Here is a 17,831-nt window from a genome sequence, read left to right on the forward strand (position 1 = left end):
GTATCAGCGTGACGCGAATCCTTTGCGCCACGACGTCACCGATCAAACCAGGGTGCTCTATGAAAATTCTGATGGTTTTGACTTCCCACGATCAGCTCGGCAACACCGGCCGTAAAACCGGCTTCTGGCTCGAAGAATTTGCCGCGCCCTACTACGCCTTCAAGGATGCCGGTGCGCAGATCACTTTGGTGTCGCCGGCCGGTGGCCAGCCGCCGCTCGACCCGAAAAGCGATGAGCCCGGCGCGCAGACTGCCGAGACCGATCGCTTTCGCAACGACCCGGCAGCGCGGCAGGCACTGGCCAGCACCGGGCGTCTGGCCGAGGTCAGCGCAGAGGATTTCGATGCTGTGTTTTATCCCGGCGGCCATGGCCCGCTGTGGGATCTGGCCGAAAACTCGCACTCGATCGCGTTGATCGAAGCTTTTGCCCGCAGCAACAAGCCCCACGGCTTTGTCTGCCATGCGCCGGGCGTGTTGCGTCACGTCGTCGATGCGGCAGGCAAACCGCTGATTCAGGATCGCCAGGTGACCGGTTTCACCAATTCGGAAGAAGCCGCCGTCGGCCTGACCGACGTGGTGCCGTTCCTGATCGAAGACGAGTTTCAGCATCTCGGCGGGCGTTACTCCAAAGTCGCTGACTGGCAGGTGCATGTGGTTGCGGACGGCCAATTGGTCACCGGCCAAAATCCTGCCAGCTCTGCCGCTGTCGCCGAGAAACTGTTGAAAATGCTCGGCTGATTCATCGCTCAACCTCATCACCGTGCTACGCGGTTTTATGTTTATCCTCGAAATAGTCGACTGGTCTAATAAGACCAGTCGAACAAGGTACCTCCATGCACAACAGCCCTTATTTCCAACCCGCGACGCTCGGCCTGCACACCCTGAAAAACCGTATCGTCCTGCCGCCCCTCACCCGCCAGCGCAGCACGCAACCGGGCAATATTGCCAATGAGTTGATGGCCGAGTATTACCAGCAACGGGCCGGCGCCGGTCTGCTGGTGACCGAAGGCACGCAGATCGAACCACGCGGTCAGGGTTACGCCTGGACACCCGGCATTCATACCCCGGAGCAAATCGCTGGATGGCGCAAAGTCACGGAAGCGGTGCACGCCGTTGACGGTGTGATTTTCGCGCAACTGTGGCATGTCGGCCGCGTCTCCCACACTGCGCTGCAACCGAATGGCGCAGCGCCGGTATCGGCCTCGGCGTTGGCCACCGAGCGAGTCAGCGTGTTCATCGAAACCGCGCCGGGCGTGGGTGAACTGGTCGCCCCGTCGGCCCCGCGTGCATTGAGCACCGATGAAGTTCAGGAATTGATTCAGCTGTACATTCAAGCCGCGCGCAATGCGATGGACGCCGGTTTCGACGGCATCGAACTGCATTGCGCCAACGGTTATCTGGTCAACCAGTTCATCTCCGCGCACAGCAATCTTCGCGACGATCAGTACGGCGGTTCGCTGCACAATCGCCTGCGCTTTTTGCGTGAAGTGGTGGCGGGTGTCGCCGAGTGCATCGGCAAGGAAAAAGTCGGTGTGCGTTTCGCGCCGTTGTTCACCACCACCGATGAAGCGCGAACTTACCTGGGCATGGTCGAGGAAGATCCACACACCACTTACATCGAAGCGATCAAAGTTTTGCAAGACATCGGCATCGCCTACCTGTCCATCGCCGAAGCCGATTGGGACGATGCCCCGGCAATGCCGTTGTCATTTCGTCAGGCCGTACGCGAGACCTTCAGCGGCGCGATCATTTATGCCGGACGCTATAACGCTGAGTCCGGGGCCCGCTTGCTTGAATCCGGACTGGCTGATTTTGTCGCCTTCGGACGCCCGTTCATGGCAAATCCGGATCTGCCCGCGCGTATCGCCAATGACTGGCCCCTCAATGCGCTGAACCCGGCCACCGTGTATGGCGGCAACGGCGAAGGGTATACCGATTACCCCGTGCACGGCTGACGGCGGCCAGCATCAAACAACGCACCGGGGATTGCCCTTCTTTCCCGGTGCAACTTAACCTCTGTGCGGCAGGTCAATCGTGTCAATGAGTGATGCGCCTGCGTGAGCAATGGCAGTCAGACCCCAAAACCAATAACGCACGAAGGGTGACATCCTGGAACATCTTACTCGCGAGGAGCTTGAGGCCGAGGTCACGCGGCTGCGTCTGGCGTTGGGCATCGTCGGAGCCGCCAAGCAGGACAGCGCGCAGGATCTGGCTGATCAATTGCATTTGGCGAGCCGTGCGGTTGCCGAAACAAAGGAGCGCTATCGATTGGCCGTCAAGGCGACCAGCGATGCGATCTGGGATTGGGATCTGACCGCTGACCGGATCACCTGGAACGAAGCCCTGCAAAAGGCTTACGGCTACACGGCAACCGCCACCGAGACCAACAGTGACTGGTGTTTTGCGCGGATTCACCCGCAGGATCGGCCGCGTGTCGAAGCCTCGATCCGCGCCGTCATTGATGGCACGTCTACCGACTGGAGCGCCGAATACCGGTTTCGCTGCGAAGACGGCTCCTACGCCGAGGTCGTCGATCGCGGGTATCTGATGCGCGATGCCGAAGGTCGCGCCGTACGCATGATCGGCGCCATGCTCGACCTGACGCGCTCACGCCATGCCGAAAACGCCTTGCGCCTCAGCGAAGAACGCTTCCGCACCATTCTGGAAACCATTGAAGCGGCGTTCGCCATCGTCAAAGTCAAATTCGACGCTGACGACCGCCCGGTGGATTACTGCTTTGTTGAGGCCAACCCGGCGTTCGAGCGTCAGGCCGGGGTCAACTTGCGCGGCAAATGGGTCACCGAGTTTGCGCCCAATCTGGAGAGTTTCTGGTTCGAGACTTACGGGCACGTGGCCAAAACCGGCGAGCCGGCGAATTTCGAGAATTACGCGAATACCTTTGAGCGCTGGTTTGATGTGCGCGCCGTGCGCGTTGGCGATCCTGTCGATCGACAGATTGCGATTTTTTTCAGCGACGTGACCGCGCGTCGCGACGCCGAGGAGCGTCTGCGGGTCAGCGAGGCCGTTGCCCGCGAGAACGTCGAGCGTGTGCAACTGGCCCTCGCCGCCGGTGCAATTATCGGCACTTGGCACTGGCATCTGCCGACTGATCGCTTCACCGTCGACGAAGCCTTTGCCCGGGTGTTCAACCTTGATCCGGCGCTGGGTCGCGACGGCCTGAGCCTGGAGCAAGTGGTGCAAACCGTGCACCCCGATGACAGGGACGGACTCACCCGCGCGATCAACGAAGTCATCGCCCGTGGCGGCCCCTATTCCCACCAATATCGCGTGTGCGGTGCGGATGGCAAATACACTTGGATTGAAGCTAACGGACGCGTCGAATGTGACGATGATGGTTCCCCGTTGCGCTTTCCAGGCGTACTCATTGATGTCGAAGACCGGCGCAATGTCGAGGCTGACCGAGACCGCGCGATTTCGGCACTGCGTGCGCTGAATGACACTTTGGAGCAACGGGTGACGGCGCGCACGGCTGACCTCATGCAGGCCGAAGAGAAGTTGCGCCAATCGCAAAAAATGGAAGCCGTCGGGCAACTTACTGGTGGGCTGGCGCATGATTTCAATAACCTGCTGGCGGGCATTTCGGCAGCGCTTGAGCTGATGGAAAGGCGCATCGCCCAAGGTCGTCTTGAGGACGTCGGCAAGTACATGGTCACGGCGCAGGGCGCCACCAAACGTGCGGCTGCTCTGACCCATCGCTTGCTGGCGTTCTCCAGAAGGCAAACACTCGATCCACGGCCAACCGACGTTAATACCTTGATTGTCGGCATGACTGAATTGATCCAGCGCACCGTCGGCCCGAGCATCCTGCTGAAAACCGAAGGCGCAAGCGACCTCTGGCCAGCGTTGGTCGATGGGAGTCAGCTGGAAAATGCACTGTTGAATTTATGCATTAACGCCCGTGATGCGATGCCCGATGGCGGACGCATCACCGTGCAGACAGCCAATCGAACATTGGATGACGAATCTGCTCAGGCGTTGGAGATGCCCGCCGGGCAGTACCTTTGCCTGAGTGTGGCCGACACCGGCACCGGCATGTCCGCCGAAATCATCGCCAAAGCCTTTGACCCGTTTTTCACCACCAAGCCTTTGGGCCAGGGCACGGGCCTGGGGTTGTCGATGATTTACGGTTTCACCAAGCAATCGGGTGGCCAGGTACGCGCGCATTCGCAAGTGGGCCAAGGCACCACGATGTCGATCTACCTGCCCCGCTATCACGGGCAGGCGCCGCAAAATCACGACGACACGCAAAGCACATCGATTGCGGTGACCGCTGTGGGCGAGACCATTTTGATTGTCGATGACGAACCCACGGTGCGCCTGCTGCTGGCGGATGTGCTGTGCGACCTCGGCTATGACGTGCTCGTCGCCGCCGACAGCGTTGAAGGGCTGGCGGCACTGCGCTCCAATGCACGCATCGACCTGCTGGTTACCGACGTCGGTTTGCCGGGCGGGATGAACGGCCGGCAAATGGCCGATGCCGGCCGGGAGATCCGCCCGCAGTTGAAGACCTTGTTCATTACCGGTTATGCAGAACATTCGGTGATCGGCAATGGCCAGCTCGGCCCGGGGATGCAGGTGCTGACCAAGCCGTTTGCTATTGAGACGCTGGTATCGCGGGTCAGTGGCCTGATGGCGACCACGCCCGACTAGGACACCCTGATTCAGGCTGACACTATCAATGTGGTGAGGGGATTCATCCCCGATGGCCTGCACAGCAGGCCCCTGCTTTTTCAAGTGAAAAGAAAGGGCCGCTTCGCGCCCCGTCGGGGATAAATCCCCTCACCACAGGTTAACTTTCATAGCTGAAAAAGCCTGCTTTTCAGGGCAGGCTTTTGGTTTTGCTATTTCGGTTTATTTCTGCTGAGCCGTCAGCGCCGAGTAGCCATTCATCAGGTTGCGATAGTTAGGAATCCGCTGCGACAGCAAGTTACCCAACCCTTCGATATCGTTGCGCCAGTCGCGGTGCAGCTCACACGCCACCGAGAACCAGTTCATCAACTGCGCACCGGCCTGCGTCATGCGGCTCCACGCCGCTTGCTGCACGGTGGTATTGAAAGTACCGGACGCATCCGTCACCACAAACACCTCAAACCCTTCCGCCAGCGCCGACAGCGTCGGGAACGCCACACACACATCCGTCACCACACCGGCAATGATGATCTGCTTGCGACCCGTCGCCTTGATCGCCTTAACAAAGTCTTCGTTGTCCCAAGCGTTGATCTGACCTGGGCGAGCAATGTACGGCGCGTCCGGGAACATCTCTTTCAGCTCCGGTACGAGCGGGCCGTTCGGGCCTTGTTCGAAACTGGTGGTGAGGATGGTCGGCAGGTTGAAGAACTTCGCCAGGTCAGCGAGTGCCAGCACGTTGTTCTTGAACTCGTTCGGCGAGAAGTCCTGCACCAGCGAAATCAAACCGGTCTGGTGATCAACCAGCAGCACGATAGCGTCGTCTTTGTTCAAGCGGTTGTAGGTTGGAGTGGTCATGGTGTGCGTCCTTTTTCAATGTTGGATTTGTTGTTGCGTTCAAGTTGGGTACAGATTACTGACGCATTGAAAAAGGATAAATCGGCTGAAAAGCGTTTCACCGTCAACTCAAATGGGACAATAAATATTTGTAGGAGCAAGGCTTGCCCGCGAAGAGGCCGGTAAGATTGACACCGCTTTCGCGGGCAAGCCTTGCTCCTACAGTTCTCCAGCATTGCGCAGTCTCTGGCCACACAGGTAATATTGAGAGAGATTCTCACTAACATCTGGAAAAGCCCACCAGTGCACTCTCCTCCGTCCAGCAAGCTGGGATTTTTCTTCAGCGATCATCACCGTTGGCTGCTGCAACATATCAATCGCCAGGTGCGCAACCACGCGGACGCCGAGGACACCGTTGCCGATACGTTTTGCCAATTGCTGGTGGCGCGCGTCGATCCGGACAGCATCGAACAGCCGCGCGCTTACCTGTCGACCATTGCCCGTCGTCTGGTGTTTGATCGTCATCGCCGGCGCAAGCTGGAGTTGGCCTACCTTGAGCGTTTGTCGACGCTGCCCGAAGCACTGGCGCCCTCCCCTGAAGAACAATTGCAACTGATCGAAGCGCTGGTCGCGATTGACCGCGCCATTGATGGCTTGCCGCTGATCGTCAAAACCACGTTCCTCTATAGCCAACTCGATGGCCTCAGCTATGTGGCGATTGCGCAGAAACTCGGGCTGTCGGAACGCACGGTCAGTCGCTACATGAAACAGGCGTTGCTGCAGTGCTATCTGTGCGAGGTGGCGCCATGAGCAAGCGGCGCATCGACCCGGTCACTGAGCAGGCCATCGACTGGATGGTCAAACTGCGCGCCGGCACGCCCGACGCCAGACTGCAGGAGCGTTTCAACGCCTGGTTGTTGATGGATCGCGCGCACCGTCAGGCCTGGGACACATTGCAGGAACGCCTCGGCGATACGTTCAAACCGTTTCGCACGCTGGATCAACGGTTACCCGGTCAGGCCGGCGAAGCTCGTCAGGTCTTGCTGCAACCGCAGGCTTCGCGGCGCGACGCCTTGCGCGTAATCGCCGGTCTCGGCCTGCTTGGCGGCGGTCTGTTGCTGGGCAGCAAAACTCAGCTCGGCGAATCGCTACTGGCCGATTTGCACACCGCCCGCGGTCAGCGGCAGAACTTCAATCTGGCCGATGGCAGCCGCTTGAGCCTGAACGCCGAGAGCGCGGTGGATCTGCGTTTCAATGACCGCCAGCGCCTGGTCATCCTGCGCCGGGGCGAGCTGGTGATCGATGTCGCGCCGGATGCAAATCGCCCACTGATCGTACGCACCGCCGAGGGCGAAATGCGCGCGCTGGGCACTCGCTTCCTCGTCGCTCAGGAAGCGGACGCCAGCCGCCTGGTGGTGTTGCAGCATTCGGTCGAAGCGCGGTTGTTCGATGGCACCACTCAAGTGGTCAAGGAAGGTCAGGCGGCGCTGCTCTCCACGCGCAACATCACCTTGGCCAGCGACGATGAACGCGGTCGCGCCGAATGGTTGAACGGCCGCTTGAACGTGCTCGATGAATCCCTCGAACAAGTGATCGACGCACTGCGCCCTTATCATCGCGGATTCCTGCGCGTCGCCCCCGAGGTGCGTGGCTTGCGCGTGCAAGGCGTGTTCCCGCTCGACGCCCCCGATCGAACCCTGGACGCCTTGGCCGAAACCCTGCCAATCCGCATCAATCGCTACAGCCCGTGGCTGACCATGATCAGCAAACGATGAATGCGAAAAAATATTTTATGGAAATCATTCTTGTTTGTGTCCGGTTTTCATTTCTCATCCGACCTATCTCCTGACGCTTTAACAAAAACAGGAGATTGTTGTGTTCAACACGTGGCCCCGTAACCTTTCTGCAGCCGTTGCTCTGGCGACACTGAGCACCTCAGCGCTGGCGCAAGACTTATCGTTCAACCTGCCGGCCGGCCCGCTCGCCAGTACGCTAAACGCGATTGCCGGCCAGAGCGGGCAGATCATTTCGCTGGAACCCGCGCTGGTGCAGGGCAAGCGCGCGCCGGCGGTGATCGGGCAGATGCCAGCCGAGCAAGCACTGCAAAAGGCACTCGCCGGCAGCGGTTTGCAGCTGCGCGTCACGGGGCAAGGCAACTTCAGTGTCGAGCCGGCCAGCGACAACAGCGCTTCGCTGCAACTGGACGCCACCAACATCGTTGAACGCAGCCTCGACAGCACCACGACTGAAGGCTCCGGTTCTTACGCTGCACGCGCCGTAACCATCGGCAAAGGCACGCACACGCTCAAGGAAATTCCGCAGTCGATCACCGTGATGACGCGCAAGCAGCTGGATGATCAGGATCTGGTTGATCTGAAAGATGCGGTCAACAAAACCACCGGTCTGGTCGGCGTTCAGGGCGTGGGTAAAGGCATGATCATTACCTCGCGCGGCTTTCAGATCGATGACTGGCAGTACGACGGCGTGCCGATCCCGCGTAACACTTACGCTTTGGGCAACTGGGCGACGCAGGATCTGATTTTCTTCGACCGCGTGGAAATCCTCCGTGGTGCCTCCGGCCTCTTGCAAGGCACCGGCAGCCCGGGTGGCGCGATCAATCTGGTGCGCAAACGCGGGCAAAACGCACCCACCGTGACCATCACCGGCAAGGCCGGTTCGTGGGATCACTACGGCCTGCAACTGGACGCCGGCGGCCCGTTGAATTCGACGGGCAGCGTGCGCGGTCGCTTCGTTGCCGACGAAGACCAGAGCCAATCGTTCGTCGATTACGAATGGAGCAAAACCCACTCGCTGTACGGCGCGCTGGACTTTGATCTGCGTGACGACACCACACTCGGTCTGGCGATCAGCAACTCCGATGGCGAGTCACGCCCGATGATCCGTGGCCTGCCCCGCTACTCCGACGGCAAGCCGCTGAATGTGCCGCGCTCGACTTACGGCGGCGCGCGCTGGAACCATCTGGACATCGACGTCACCACGCTGTACGCCGATCTCGAGCACAGCTTCAACGACGATTGGGCGTTCAAGGTCGGCGCGGTGCGCATGGACGAAACCAACAAGGGCAAAAGTCAACGTCTGCAAACCAGCGGCGACGGGATCAATCCCGATGGCAGCGGCATTCAGTACGCCGATTTCGCCACCGATTTCGACGCGACCAAACTCGGTCTCGACATGAACGTCACCGGCCACTTCGACGCCTTGTCCATGGCCCACGAAGTGATGCTCGGCGGCAACTATTCCAAATACACCTCCGACGATAAATACGCCCGAACCTTTAACAACAACACCACCGACACGATCTTCGACATCGATCACAACCGCCCGGACATCAGCTACGAAGGCATCCTCAATACACCGGGCGGCCAAGCCACACCGAGCAAGTACGACGTTCGCCAGAAGGGTTTGTATGGCAGCTGGCGCGTCAAACCGATCGACTCGCTGACCCTGGTGCTCGGCTCGCGCGTCAGTTGGTACGACTACAGCTACAAGTACGCGACACAGAGAGCCTTCGGTGCGGCGATCGAGCAGCCGGAAAGCACCGCGAACGAAACCGGCGAAGTCACGCCGTACGCGGGCATCGTCTATGACCTGAGCCGCGAATGGGCGGTCTACGCCAGCTATACCGACGTGTTCGAGCCACAGACCAACCGCGATGCCGGCGGCACGATGCTGAAACCGGTGATCGGCAGCAACTACGAAGTCGGCCTCAAAGGTGAATTGATGGACGGCCGGGTCAACACCTCGCTGGCCGTGTTCCGCTACGACCAGGAAAACCGCGCCGTCAACGACCTCGCGTCGGGCATGATCTGCGACGGTTGGTATTGCTCCAACGCCGCCGGCAAAGTCCGCAGCCAAGGCATCGAAGCCGAGATCAGCGGCGAAGTGCTGACCAACCTGCAACTATTCGCCGGCTACACCTACAACACCACCAAGTACCTCGATGACCCGGACAACGAAGGCAAAGTCTTCAGCACCTGGACACCGAAACACATGCTGCGCGTGTGGGGCGACTACCAGTTCAGCGGCGATTGGGAACGCGTCAGCACCGGCCTCGGTTTCACCACGCAAAGCCATACGCTGGGTTACGAACACACCTACGACGTGGCCGGTTACACCGTGTGGAGCGCTCGCCTCGGCTACCAGTTGAGCAAGGAAATTGGCCTGGCAGTGAACGCCAACAACCTGTTCGACAAACGCTACTACACCTCCGCGTATAACCAGCTCAACGGCAACAACAACTTTGGCGACCCGCGCAACGTGATGTTCAGCGTGAAGTACACGCCTGAGTTTTAAGGCACTCAATGGGTTCAGCGGTTGGCGGCTGAACCCATTGCTTGACCGTCACCCCGCGCAGCAGAAAATGCGACAACGCTGGAATCAACACCAGTGCCCCGAGCATGTTCCACAGAAACATGAACGTCAGCAAAATCCCCATGTCCGCCTGAAACTTGATCGGCGACCAGACCCAGCACACCACGCCCGCTGCCAGCGTGATCCCGACCAGGCCCACCACGCGCCCGGTGAACGCCACGGCGTTGCGATACGCTGCGGATAACGGCAGACCTTGGCGCTGATAGTGCAACTGCACGCTGAGCAGGTACAGCGCGTAATCGACACCAATGCCCACGCCCAAAGCGATCACTGGCAACGTCGCGACTTTCACGCCAATGCCCATGACCACCATCAACGCTTCACACAAAATCGACGTCAGCACCAGCGGCAACAAAGCCACCAGCGTCGCGCGCCAACTGCGGAAGGTCACCAGACAAAACAATGTGACGGCGGCGTACACGTACAGCAGCATGGTGCGATTGGCCTCGCGCACGACGATATTGGTTGCCGCCTCGATGCCGGCACTGCCCGCCGCTAGCAAAAACTGACGCTCGTCGCTGCTGTTTTCACCGGCAAAGCGGTCGGCAATCGCGACCACCTCGTCGAGGGTCTCGGCCTTGTGATCCTTGAGAAAAGCAATCACCGGCATCACCGAGCAATCGGTGTTGAACAGCTCTGGCGAGTTGACCGAAGCCTGCTGCGCGGCATAGTTGAGGACGTCTTGATTGCGCTGGATGCTGCTGAGTTTCGGGTTGCCCTCATAGGTACCGGCGGTGATCTGCCGAACCGCGTTGACCAGCGAAACAGTGGCCTGTACCCCTGAAGACTGCTGCAGTTCCCACGCCAGCCGATCGGCGAGGATCAGTGTTTTGTAGCTCAGACAGCCCTCGGGCGGGGTCTTGATCATCACCGCGAACAGGTCGCTGGACAGTGCGTAGTGCGCAGTGATCCAGGCGTTATCGCGGTTGTAGCGGGAGTCGGCACGCAGTTCAGGCGCACCGCTTTCCAGGTCACCGACTTTCAGATGCAGGCTGATCGCGAATCCGCCGATCCCCATCAGCACCGCCACCACTACCGCGCCCGTCGCCCACTTGGCGCTGGTGAAGCGGTCGAGACAGTCCCATAACCTGCCGAAACCTTTGTGGCGGTCAGCGCGGGTATCGATTTTCAGCGCACGCTCGGCAGCCTTCGCGCCCACGCCGACATAGGACAGCGCCACCGGCATCAGCAGCAACGAGGTAAAGATCAACACCGCGACACCGATGCTGGCGGTGATCGCCAGATCCTTGATCACCGGGATGTCGATCAGCATCAGCACGGCAAACCCGACAGCATCCGCCAACAACGCAGTGACGCCGGCGATGAACAAGCGGCGAAAGGTATAGCGCGCGGCGACCAGTTCGTGCGTGCCCCGGGCGATGTCCTGCATGATGCCGTTCATTTTTTGCGCGGCGTGGGATACGCCGATGGCAAATATCAAAAAAGGCACCAGCACCGAGTATGGATCGATGGCATAACCCAGCCACGCGACAAGGCCCAGTTGCCAGACCACTGCGACCAACGAGCACCCCACCACCAGCAAGGTACTGCGCACACACCGGGTGTAGAGATAAATGATGAGCAGCGATGTGATCACCGCCAGCGCGAAGAACATCATCACCTGAATCAGGCCATCGATCAGGTCGCCCATCAGCTTGGCAAAGCCGATTACGCGCACTTTGTAAGGGCCATCGCCCTCTTTGCCAGCCTTGCGCGCAGCGCTGTCACCGGCGAATTCGATCTTGTCGCGCAATTGCTCTTCCAGCATTTGCGAGAAGTCACGGTAGTTGATTGGCTGAGCGCCGGCGCCAGCCTTGTCCAGCAACGGCACGACCAGCATGCTGGACTTCAAATCACTCGCCACCAGACTGCCGATGATGCCGGCGCGGGAGATGTTCTGGCGCAACTGCTCGATTTGCTCGGGGGTGCCCTGATAGGCGTCGGGCATCACCGGGCCGCCCTGAAAGCCTTCTTCGGTGACCTCCGTCCAGCGTACCGCCGGACTCCACAACGACTTCATCCAGGCGCGGTCGACGCCTGCCGTGAGGAACAACTGATCGTTGACCTGTTTGAGCACGTCCAGATAGGCAGGATCGAAAATATCGCCCCGGGTGTTCTCGACCACTACCCGCACCGAGTTGCCAAGACCACGCAGCGCCTGGCGGTTTTCCAGGTAGTTCTGAATGTACGGCTGACTCTGCGGGATCATTTTTTCGAAGCTCGGTTTCAGCTCCAGACGGGTGACTGCCATGTAACCGAGCACCACGGTGATCATGGCCATCAGCAACATGAACAGTGGGCGAAAATTGAACACCATGCGCTCCAGCCGACTGCCGGAGTTGCACTCGAAATCACGTACATCACGGATCACCGGCATGCTGTCTTGTTCGATATTGCCCATATCCGGGTTCTCGCTTTTAGGGTTGTTTTCTTATTCTTTGCGCAGTGTCGAAACACCACGGGTACCAACGACCAGCATCACGCCATCGGCCGTCTGTGCTGCGCCGGTCACCGGTAACGGTTCGGGCTCATGCCGCCATTGCAACTGCGCACCATTGCCCTCGCTGACCAGCATCTGCCCGCCCTGCGTGAACAATCGGTAATGCCCGTCAGTGTCGACAAGCCCGGCGGTAATGCTCGTGTGCAAGCCACTGTCCTGCGCGATCCAGTTGCGTCCACCATCGGTGCTGCGCAGAAGGTTGCCGCGCAGTCCGTAAGCAATCACTTCACCCGGCTTGCCAAGCACGCCGAAAAAACTGCCCTGATAGGGTGTGGGCACGGCGACGAAGCGCTGTCGCGCTGCGTCCCACTTACGCAACAGCCCCTGCTCGCCGGCGATGTACAGCGCATCCCCCGTGGCGGCAATCGCATTGAGGTGAAAACCCTGCGGGTTGTCGGTGCGATCCTGAAACGGCATCCAGTGTTTGCCACCGTCCGTGGTGCGCAGGATCAGGTTGAAGACACCGACCGCATAGCCGAGTTGATCATTGGCAAACCAGACGTCGAGCAACGGTTTATCCGCGCCCTGCTCCACCTGCCGCCGGCCTTCAGCAACCAGCAACGGCCATTGTTCGTTAGCCGGTTCGGCGCGGGCCAGTGCCTGATAGTGCTCGATCAGCAACGGGCCGATCTGGCGCCCGTCGAGCTGTTTGCGCCACGTCACCCCGCCGTCGCTGCTGTGCAAAATCACCCCGTCATTACCGACCGCCCAGCCTTGTGACGGCGAAGAAAAATTCACCGCCGTCAGGTCGCAGCTCACCGGCACGGCGGCCTGTTGCCAATGCTGGCCGCCGTCATCGGAGTAAACGATGTGCCCGCGCTGGCCGACAGCAACCAGTCGTGCCCCTGCCCGGGCCACGCCGGACAGCGCACTGCTGGCTGCCAGGGCACTGACTCTGGCAGGCTGATCCAGCACATCGAAATAGCCGTCCGCGCGGGCGACGCCCTGCAACAGCAGCAGGCACATGCCGAGCGTCACACCGCCGTATTTTTTCTGCCAATGCATACCGCGCCCTCTAGCGAATACCGCTGCCGGCCAACGACTCCGACGACCATTGCGCCTTCGAAAGCGGATCGATGTACTTGATGCCGCCGTAAGGCCCGACGACGCCGTTGATGTTGTAGGTGCCGCCGACCAGGTCGTAGATCATGAAAGGGGTCGAGTCCGGCACCTGTTTGTCGTAGCTCTGGCTGAGAAAGGCAAACGAGCCGCGATAAAGCTGTCCACGGGCGTCATATTGGTCGGAGGCCAGTGCGGTCCAGCTGTCCTCATCGAGATAGAAGCGGCGTTTCTGATAGATGTGCCGGGCGCCGGGCTTGAGATTGCCTTCCACCACCCAGACCCGGTGCTTCTCCCAACGCACGTAGTCAGGCGCCACATGATTGGCGGTGGTCAACGCCTTGGGATCCTGGGCATAGGTCAGTTTGTAGGTGTTGTACGGCACGATCATTTCCTGCTTGCCGACCAGCTTCCAGTCGTAGCGATCCAGTGCGCCGTTGAACACGAACACATCGTCATAGGTACCCGCACCGGCAGTGCCCGGGTTCGGCGTGTCGTACGCCAGGTTCGGCGCCAGTTTGACCCTGCGCTGCCCCGGCAGGTATTGCCAGGCGCGACGCGGTTGTTGCAACGGGTTGGCGGCGTCCTTGAGCATCATTGCTTCACCCGCACGGCGCGCCGGGCCGGTGTACGTCAGCTTCATCTGGTAATACACGTCAGCGCTGCTGATCGGTTGCGCGAGGTTTTCATAGATCGGGTAGGAGATGAACGCCTGCCCGGTGATGGCCAGACTGGCAACCCCGGCAGCGTCGACATTCCATGAGTCGTATTTTGAGCTGATGTTGACGCCCTGATAGCGCAGCAGGAAATTCCACATCGCTTCGTTGCCCGATTGCGGAATCGGAAACGGTACACCCGGCAGAACATTGTCGACGGCCAGACCACCTTCGAGCGACTTGGCGCCCGTGGCATTTTTCACACCGTTGTCCAGCACCGCTTTAGGCAGTGAGACGGTGCGGTGCGTCGGGTAGACATTGATGTGAAACGTGGCAAAACGCTTGGCCAGTTCGACCGCCGTCGCCGAGAGCTCACCCTTGTACTGATCCACGTTCTTGCCATCGATCACCAGCAGCGGTTTCTCGTCAGCGAAAGGATCCGGGCGCATGCTGTCGCCGGTTTTGTAGGTGGCGGGCGGCGTGGTCAGCCCGCCCGTATAAGCGGGTATCGAACCGTCGGCATTGGCGGCTTTTTCCGCGCCGACCAGGGTGAGGTTATTGCCCAGTTTGGCCGCATCCTGCGCCGAAACGGCAGCCTGCGCTTGCGCGGCGATCGCCATGGTCAGTGAAACGGCGAGCATTGTATGGACGAATTTCATCGTGTGGTTCTCCTGTCTGTGAGACTTGAGCCAAGGTTGAATCAGAAGGTGGTTTTCATCGTCAGGTACACGGCGCCACGGTCAGCCGTGGTCGCGCCGCCACCGGAAAACGCCGAGTAGCCGCCGCCGTAACAGGCGTAGTTCTGGTTGCCACTGAACGCGTTGGGGGTCGAACCATCGCCTTTGCCGGCCTGGTCGGCGCCGGTGCTCAGGCCGCTGGTGTCGCACTTGTCGGTCTTGCCGAAAGCGTCGACGTATTTGAGGTCGATGAAGTATTTGTTGTACGCCACGGCACCGAGGCCGACCGCATAGTTGCCGGTGTTTTTCGCACCGCCACCGGACACCGGCGACACCCCGGCCAGACCGGCGTTGATCGACAGCGGCATATTCAAATCAACACCCGGCAGCACCTGGTACCAGGTCGGCGTAAAGTTGATCGCGATGCCCCAGTTATCCCGGGTGGGCGCGTCGATGCCGCGATAACTGTCCTCGCCTTTGTAGAGCGCTTTGTTCTTGTCATCGAGCTTGAGCAGATTGCTGTAGTACAGCTCGGAGAGCAGGGTTGCCGAATCGAACAGCGGCGTCTTCGGCAGTGACATCAAACCATTGAGCGTCCAGTGCAGCGTGTCACCCGTGGCGCTCATGCTGTCGCCACGGCTTGGCGTGTCGTAGATCACGCCCGTCTCGGCGGTGCGTGCCGGCAACAGCCCTAAACCTGCGCCCAACCCCGCAGGACTGGTCGAGCTGACAATCGCCGGAATACTCGCCAGTGGCATGTTGTGCCGGATATTGAGATCCGAGCCGACGCTCACTCCGCCCACGTCCTTGGACAAACTCAGGCCGAAAATCTGAATGTTGTCGGCGTACGCCAGTTGGTAACTGCTGGTGCTCAATGAGTTGAGGATGTTGACGACGCCCGGCACCTGCCCCGCCGGGCGGCTGCCGTTGGCATTCAGCGATGTCAGGCCGGTGGCGTTCAACCAGGCTTGAGGGAGAATGTCGGAGGTCTTGCGGTAGTAAAAGCCGAGCGTGCCATCGAGCCACGCAGGCGACCACTTGGCCATGACGCCCCAGTCACCACTGCTGCCCGGCGTCAGGTCATGCCCGCGACGCACATTGGTCAGGCCGTTGCACGGAGCGACGCCGCAGCCCAGCGGGCTGCCGGGCACCACGCCATTGGTGTTGCCGAGCAGAAAAGACTGCGCACCGAAGCCAACCAGATCGGAGCCGCCGTAGTAAGTGCCAGCCTCCGGCAAACGGGCAGCGTCCCAATCAAGAAAATACTGAGCGCCCAGCGTCAGTTCAGGGTTGACGGTGAACGACGTCGATAATTGCTTGCGCGGGACGAACAGCTCCTTGGCTTCAGTGCCGGGCGACGCCGACAGTTTCGCCAGATCCAGGCCGGACTGGCCGTAGCTGACCGAATGCACCGGGTTGAGCAGCGTTTCGCCCCAGAACACGTTGTGTTGACCGGCCTTGAGGCTCAGCAGCGATTGCTCGCCGACTTCCGTGTTGTAAAACACAAAAGCATCGAGAATTTCCCCGGAAGGCCCGGTGTAATAACGCTGGGCGTAGCGACTCAGGTGCGGGCTGCCGTTGCCGACGTTGTCTTGAGTCACACCGGCCAGGCGTGGGTCATTGGCGACCAGACCCGATCGTGCGTCGTTGCCATTGACGAAAGGATTGGAATTGGAGCCGGTATTTTCATAGGCCTGGTCGTACCAACTGGCCGCACTGACGCGAAAGCCCATCGAGTTTTTGTAGACCACGTCCATCTCGGTCAGCAGGTCGATACGGTTGCTGATGTTGGTGCCGGCCTTGCGGAAGTTGTAATCGCCGTCGTTGTTGTTTGGCGTGGCCAACATCCGTTTGTCAGCACTTTCCGTGCGTACGCCGTAGTTGTATTTGACGGTGTTATCCAGCCGCGCCGTCCAGTCCGGGTTGCCCGTATCGATCTCGACCGCATGGGCGCTCGGTAGCGCTGCGGCCAGCATGGCCGAGGCCAGCAAGGTGTAACGCGAAGGCGCAAGCCCATGGCGCTTGGTGATGTGCATCGTGTCTTCTCCGCTTTTTTGTAGTTGTTTTTAAGCGCAGCCGCCCTCGCGCTTTCCCGGTGTGCGGGAAGACGTTTTCAGAAATGAGGGCACGTGCCGGCAGGCGTTCAGCCAGCCGGCGTCTGAATCAACGATCCAGTTCCTGGATCAACAGTTCGGCGTCCGGCCACGCGCCAAAACCGGCGGCCGGGTTGAGATGACCCACAGCTCCCAGCGAGCGCAGCTCAGCGCCCCAGCCTTCGGCAAGGTGGGTGACGGCTTCGAGGCTGGCGAGGTGATCGTTAGTGCTGGCGGCGACCACACTGCGAAACGGTAATGGGCCACGGGGTAGAGGGTTCCAGCCCTGTGCACGCAGGGCCTGGGGCGACGGGTAGCCCGCCGGCCAGTGAGCATCGAGATCCGGTGGCGTCGCCAGCAATGCACCTTTGATTGCACGCGAGTGCTGCGCCGCCCAGTGCGCCACCATCAACACGCCGGCGCTGTGGGCGACCAGAATCACCGGGCCGTCGATCTGCTCCAGTGTCTGTTGAATCGCTCGAATGCGCGCAGCGAGGTCGAGTTTGTCGGTGGTCAGCGGCGGCACACTGCAGACTTTTTCCAGGCGCGCCTCAAGCAGCGTCTGCCAATGTTCGGCCACATGCTCGCGCAGGCCGGGTACGATCAGAACGGTTGCGGCAGTCTGCAATTTGTCCACGTCAACACCTTCGCTGTCTCGATGACTCGACTGGCTGTATCGCCAGAATCTTTTTGTTGTGTCGACATTAAAGAGCGCTCGGCCGGGGTGCTTTTCATTGGACGTCAGGCACTTTTCTTTTGATGACAGAATTTCCTCCGCCGGACGGATGCCGCCCCCGTAGGAGCTGCCGAAGGCTGCGATCTTTTGATCTTGTTTTTGAAAGACAACATCAAAAGATCGCAGCCTTCGGCAGCTCCTACACAGATCGCTGTTCACGACTTTGCGACAGCGTTAACACAGCCGCTGTCGCAACTGTTCAATTGCAGATGCTCTGGATATAGTCACCCAGTAC

12 protein-coding genes are annotated in these 17,831 nt (G+C 60.1%); 6 read left to right on the plus strand and 6 right to left on the minus strand.

Going from position 1 to position 17,831, the window contains the following annotated elements; translation table 11 throughout:
- Positions 1–59: 59 nt before the first annotated feature.
- The 3 genes from ACIOMO_RS05285 to ACIOMO_RS05295 all read left to right on the plus strand — a co-directional run bounded on the left by ACIOMO_RS05285 (position 60) and on the right by ACIOMO_RS05295 (position 4,670).
- The gene (locus tag ACIOMO_RS05285; protein WP_401238738.1) at positions 60–737 is read left to right on the plus strand and encodes a type 1 glutamine amidotransferase domain-containing protein; all 678 of its coding nucleotides are present in this window, start codon (positions 60–62) and stop codon (positions 735–737) included.
- A 95-nt stretch (positions 738–832) separates the two neighbouring features.
- Positions 833–1,954 carry an alkene reductase gene (locus tag ACIOMO_RS05290; RefSeq protein WP_401238741.1) on the plus strand — a complete coding sequence of 374 codons (1,122 nt, stop codon included), beginning with the start codon at positions 833–835 and terminating at the stop codon, positions 1,952–1,954.
- A gap of 253 nt (positions 1,955–2,207) precedes the next feature.
- Positions 2,208–4,670, plus strand: coding sequence for a PAS domain-containing protein (locus tag ACIOMO_RS05295; RefSeq protein WP_401239440.1), 2,463 nt, complete (start codon positions 2,208–2,210; stop codon positions 4,668–4,670).
- Positions 4,671–4,871: 201 nt separating this feature from the next.
- Here ACIOMO_RS05295 and ycaC read toward each other — a convergent pair whose 3' ends face one another.
- Positions 4,872–5,504, minus strand: coding sequence for an isochorismate family cysteine hydrolase YcaC (gene ycaC, locus ACIOMO_RS05300; RefSeq protein ID WP_282357886.1), 633 nt, complete (start codon positions 5,502–5,504; stop codon positions 4,872–4,874).
- A 282-nt stretch (positions 5,505–5,786) separates the two neighbouring features.
- Here ycaC and ACIOMO_RS05305 point away from each other — a divergent pair, with 282 nt between their 5' ends.
- The 3 genes from ACIOMO_RS05305 (at position 5,787) to ACIOMO_RS05315 (ending at position 9,797) form a co-directional block, all read left to right on the plus strand.
- Positions 5,787–6,293 carry a sigma-70 family RNA polymerase sigma factor gene (locus ACIOMO_RS05305; RefSeq protein ID WP_053119498.1) on the plus strand — a complete coding sequence of 169 codons (507 nt, stop codon included), beginning with the start codon at positions 5,787–5,789 and terminating at the stop codon, positions 6,291–6,293.
- Complete coding sequence (locus ACIOMO_RS05310) at positions 6,290–7,258, plus strand: FecR domain-containing protein (protein ID WP_053119497.1); 969 nt, start codon at positions 6,290–6,292, stop codon at positions 7,256–7,258. The genes ACIOMO_RS05305 and ACIOMO_RS05310 overlap by 4 nt, the downstream gene beginning before the upstream one ends.
- Positions 7,259–7,358: 100 nt before the next feature.
- Positions 7,359–9,797: a TonB-dependent siderophore receptor gene (locus ACIOMO_RS05315; protein WP_401238745.1), complete on the plus strand. Its 2,439-nt coding sequence runs from the start codon at positions 7,359–7,361 to the stop codon at positions 9,795–9,797.
- Here the strand turns inward: ACIOMO_RS05315 and ACIOMO_RS05320 are convergent.
- From ACIOMO_RS05320 to ACIOMO_RS05340, 5 genes are all read right to left on the minus strand, one after another.
- Positions 9,769–12,276 carry an RND family transporter gene (locus ACIOMO_RS05320; protein WP_401238748.1) on the minus strand — a complete coding sequence of 836 codons (2,508 nt, stop codon included), beginning with the start codon at positions 12,274–12,276 and terminating at the stop codon, positions 9,769–9,771. The two genes, ACIOMO_RS05315 and ACIOMO_RS05320, sit on opposite strands and share 29 nt — an antisense overlap.
- Before the next feature lie 30 nt (positions 12,277–12,306).
- The gene (locus tag ACIOMO_RS05325) at positions 12,307–13,380 is read right to left on the minus strand and encodes a WD40/YVTN/BNR-like repeat-containing protein (protein ID WP_401238751.1); all 1,074 of its coding nucleotides are present in this window, start codon (positions 13,378–13,380) and stop codon (positions 12,307–12,309) included.
- 10 nt (positions 13,381–13,390) lie between these two features.
- A complete protein-coding gene (locus ACIOMO_RS05330; RefSeq protein WP_053119489.1) occupies positions 13,391–14,749 on the minus strand; it encodes a DUF1329 domain-containing protein in 1,359 nt (452 codons plus the stop codon).
- 41 nt (positions 14,750–14,790) lie between these two features.
- Positions 14,791–16,803 (minus strand): DUF1302 domain-containing protein, encoded by a 2,013-nt coding sequence (locus ACIOMO_RS05335; protein ID WP_400645884.1) that lies wholly within the window; start codon positions 16,801–16,803, stop codon positions 14,791–14,793.
- Between the two features lie 127 nt (positions 16,804–16,930).
- The gene (locus ACIOMO_RS05340; RefSeq protein ID WP_401238755.1) at positions 16,931–17,497 is read right to left on the minus strand and encodes an RBBP9/YdeN family alpha/beta hydrolase; all 567 of its coding nucleotides are present in this window, start codon (positions 17,495–17,497) and stop codon (positions 16,931–16,933) included.
- Positions 17,498–17,831 lie beyond the last annotated feature (334 nt).

The sequence above is a fragment of the Pseudomonas sp. NPDC087804 genome (assembly GCF_044742965.1).
Taxonomy (GTDB): domain Bacteria; phylum Pseudomonadota; class Gammaproteobacteria; order Pseudomonadales; family Pseudomonadaceae; genus Aquipseudomonas; species Aquipseudomonas rustica.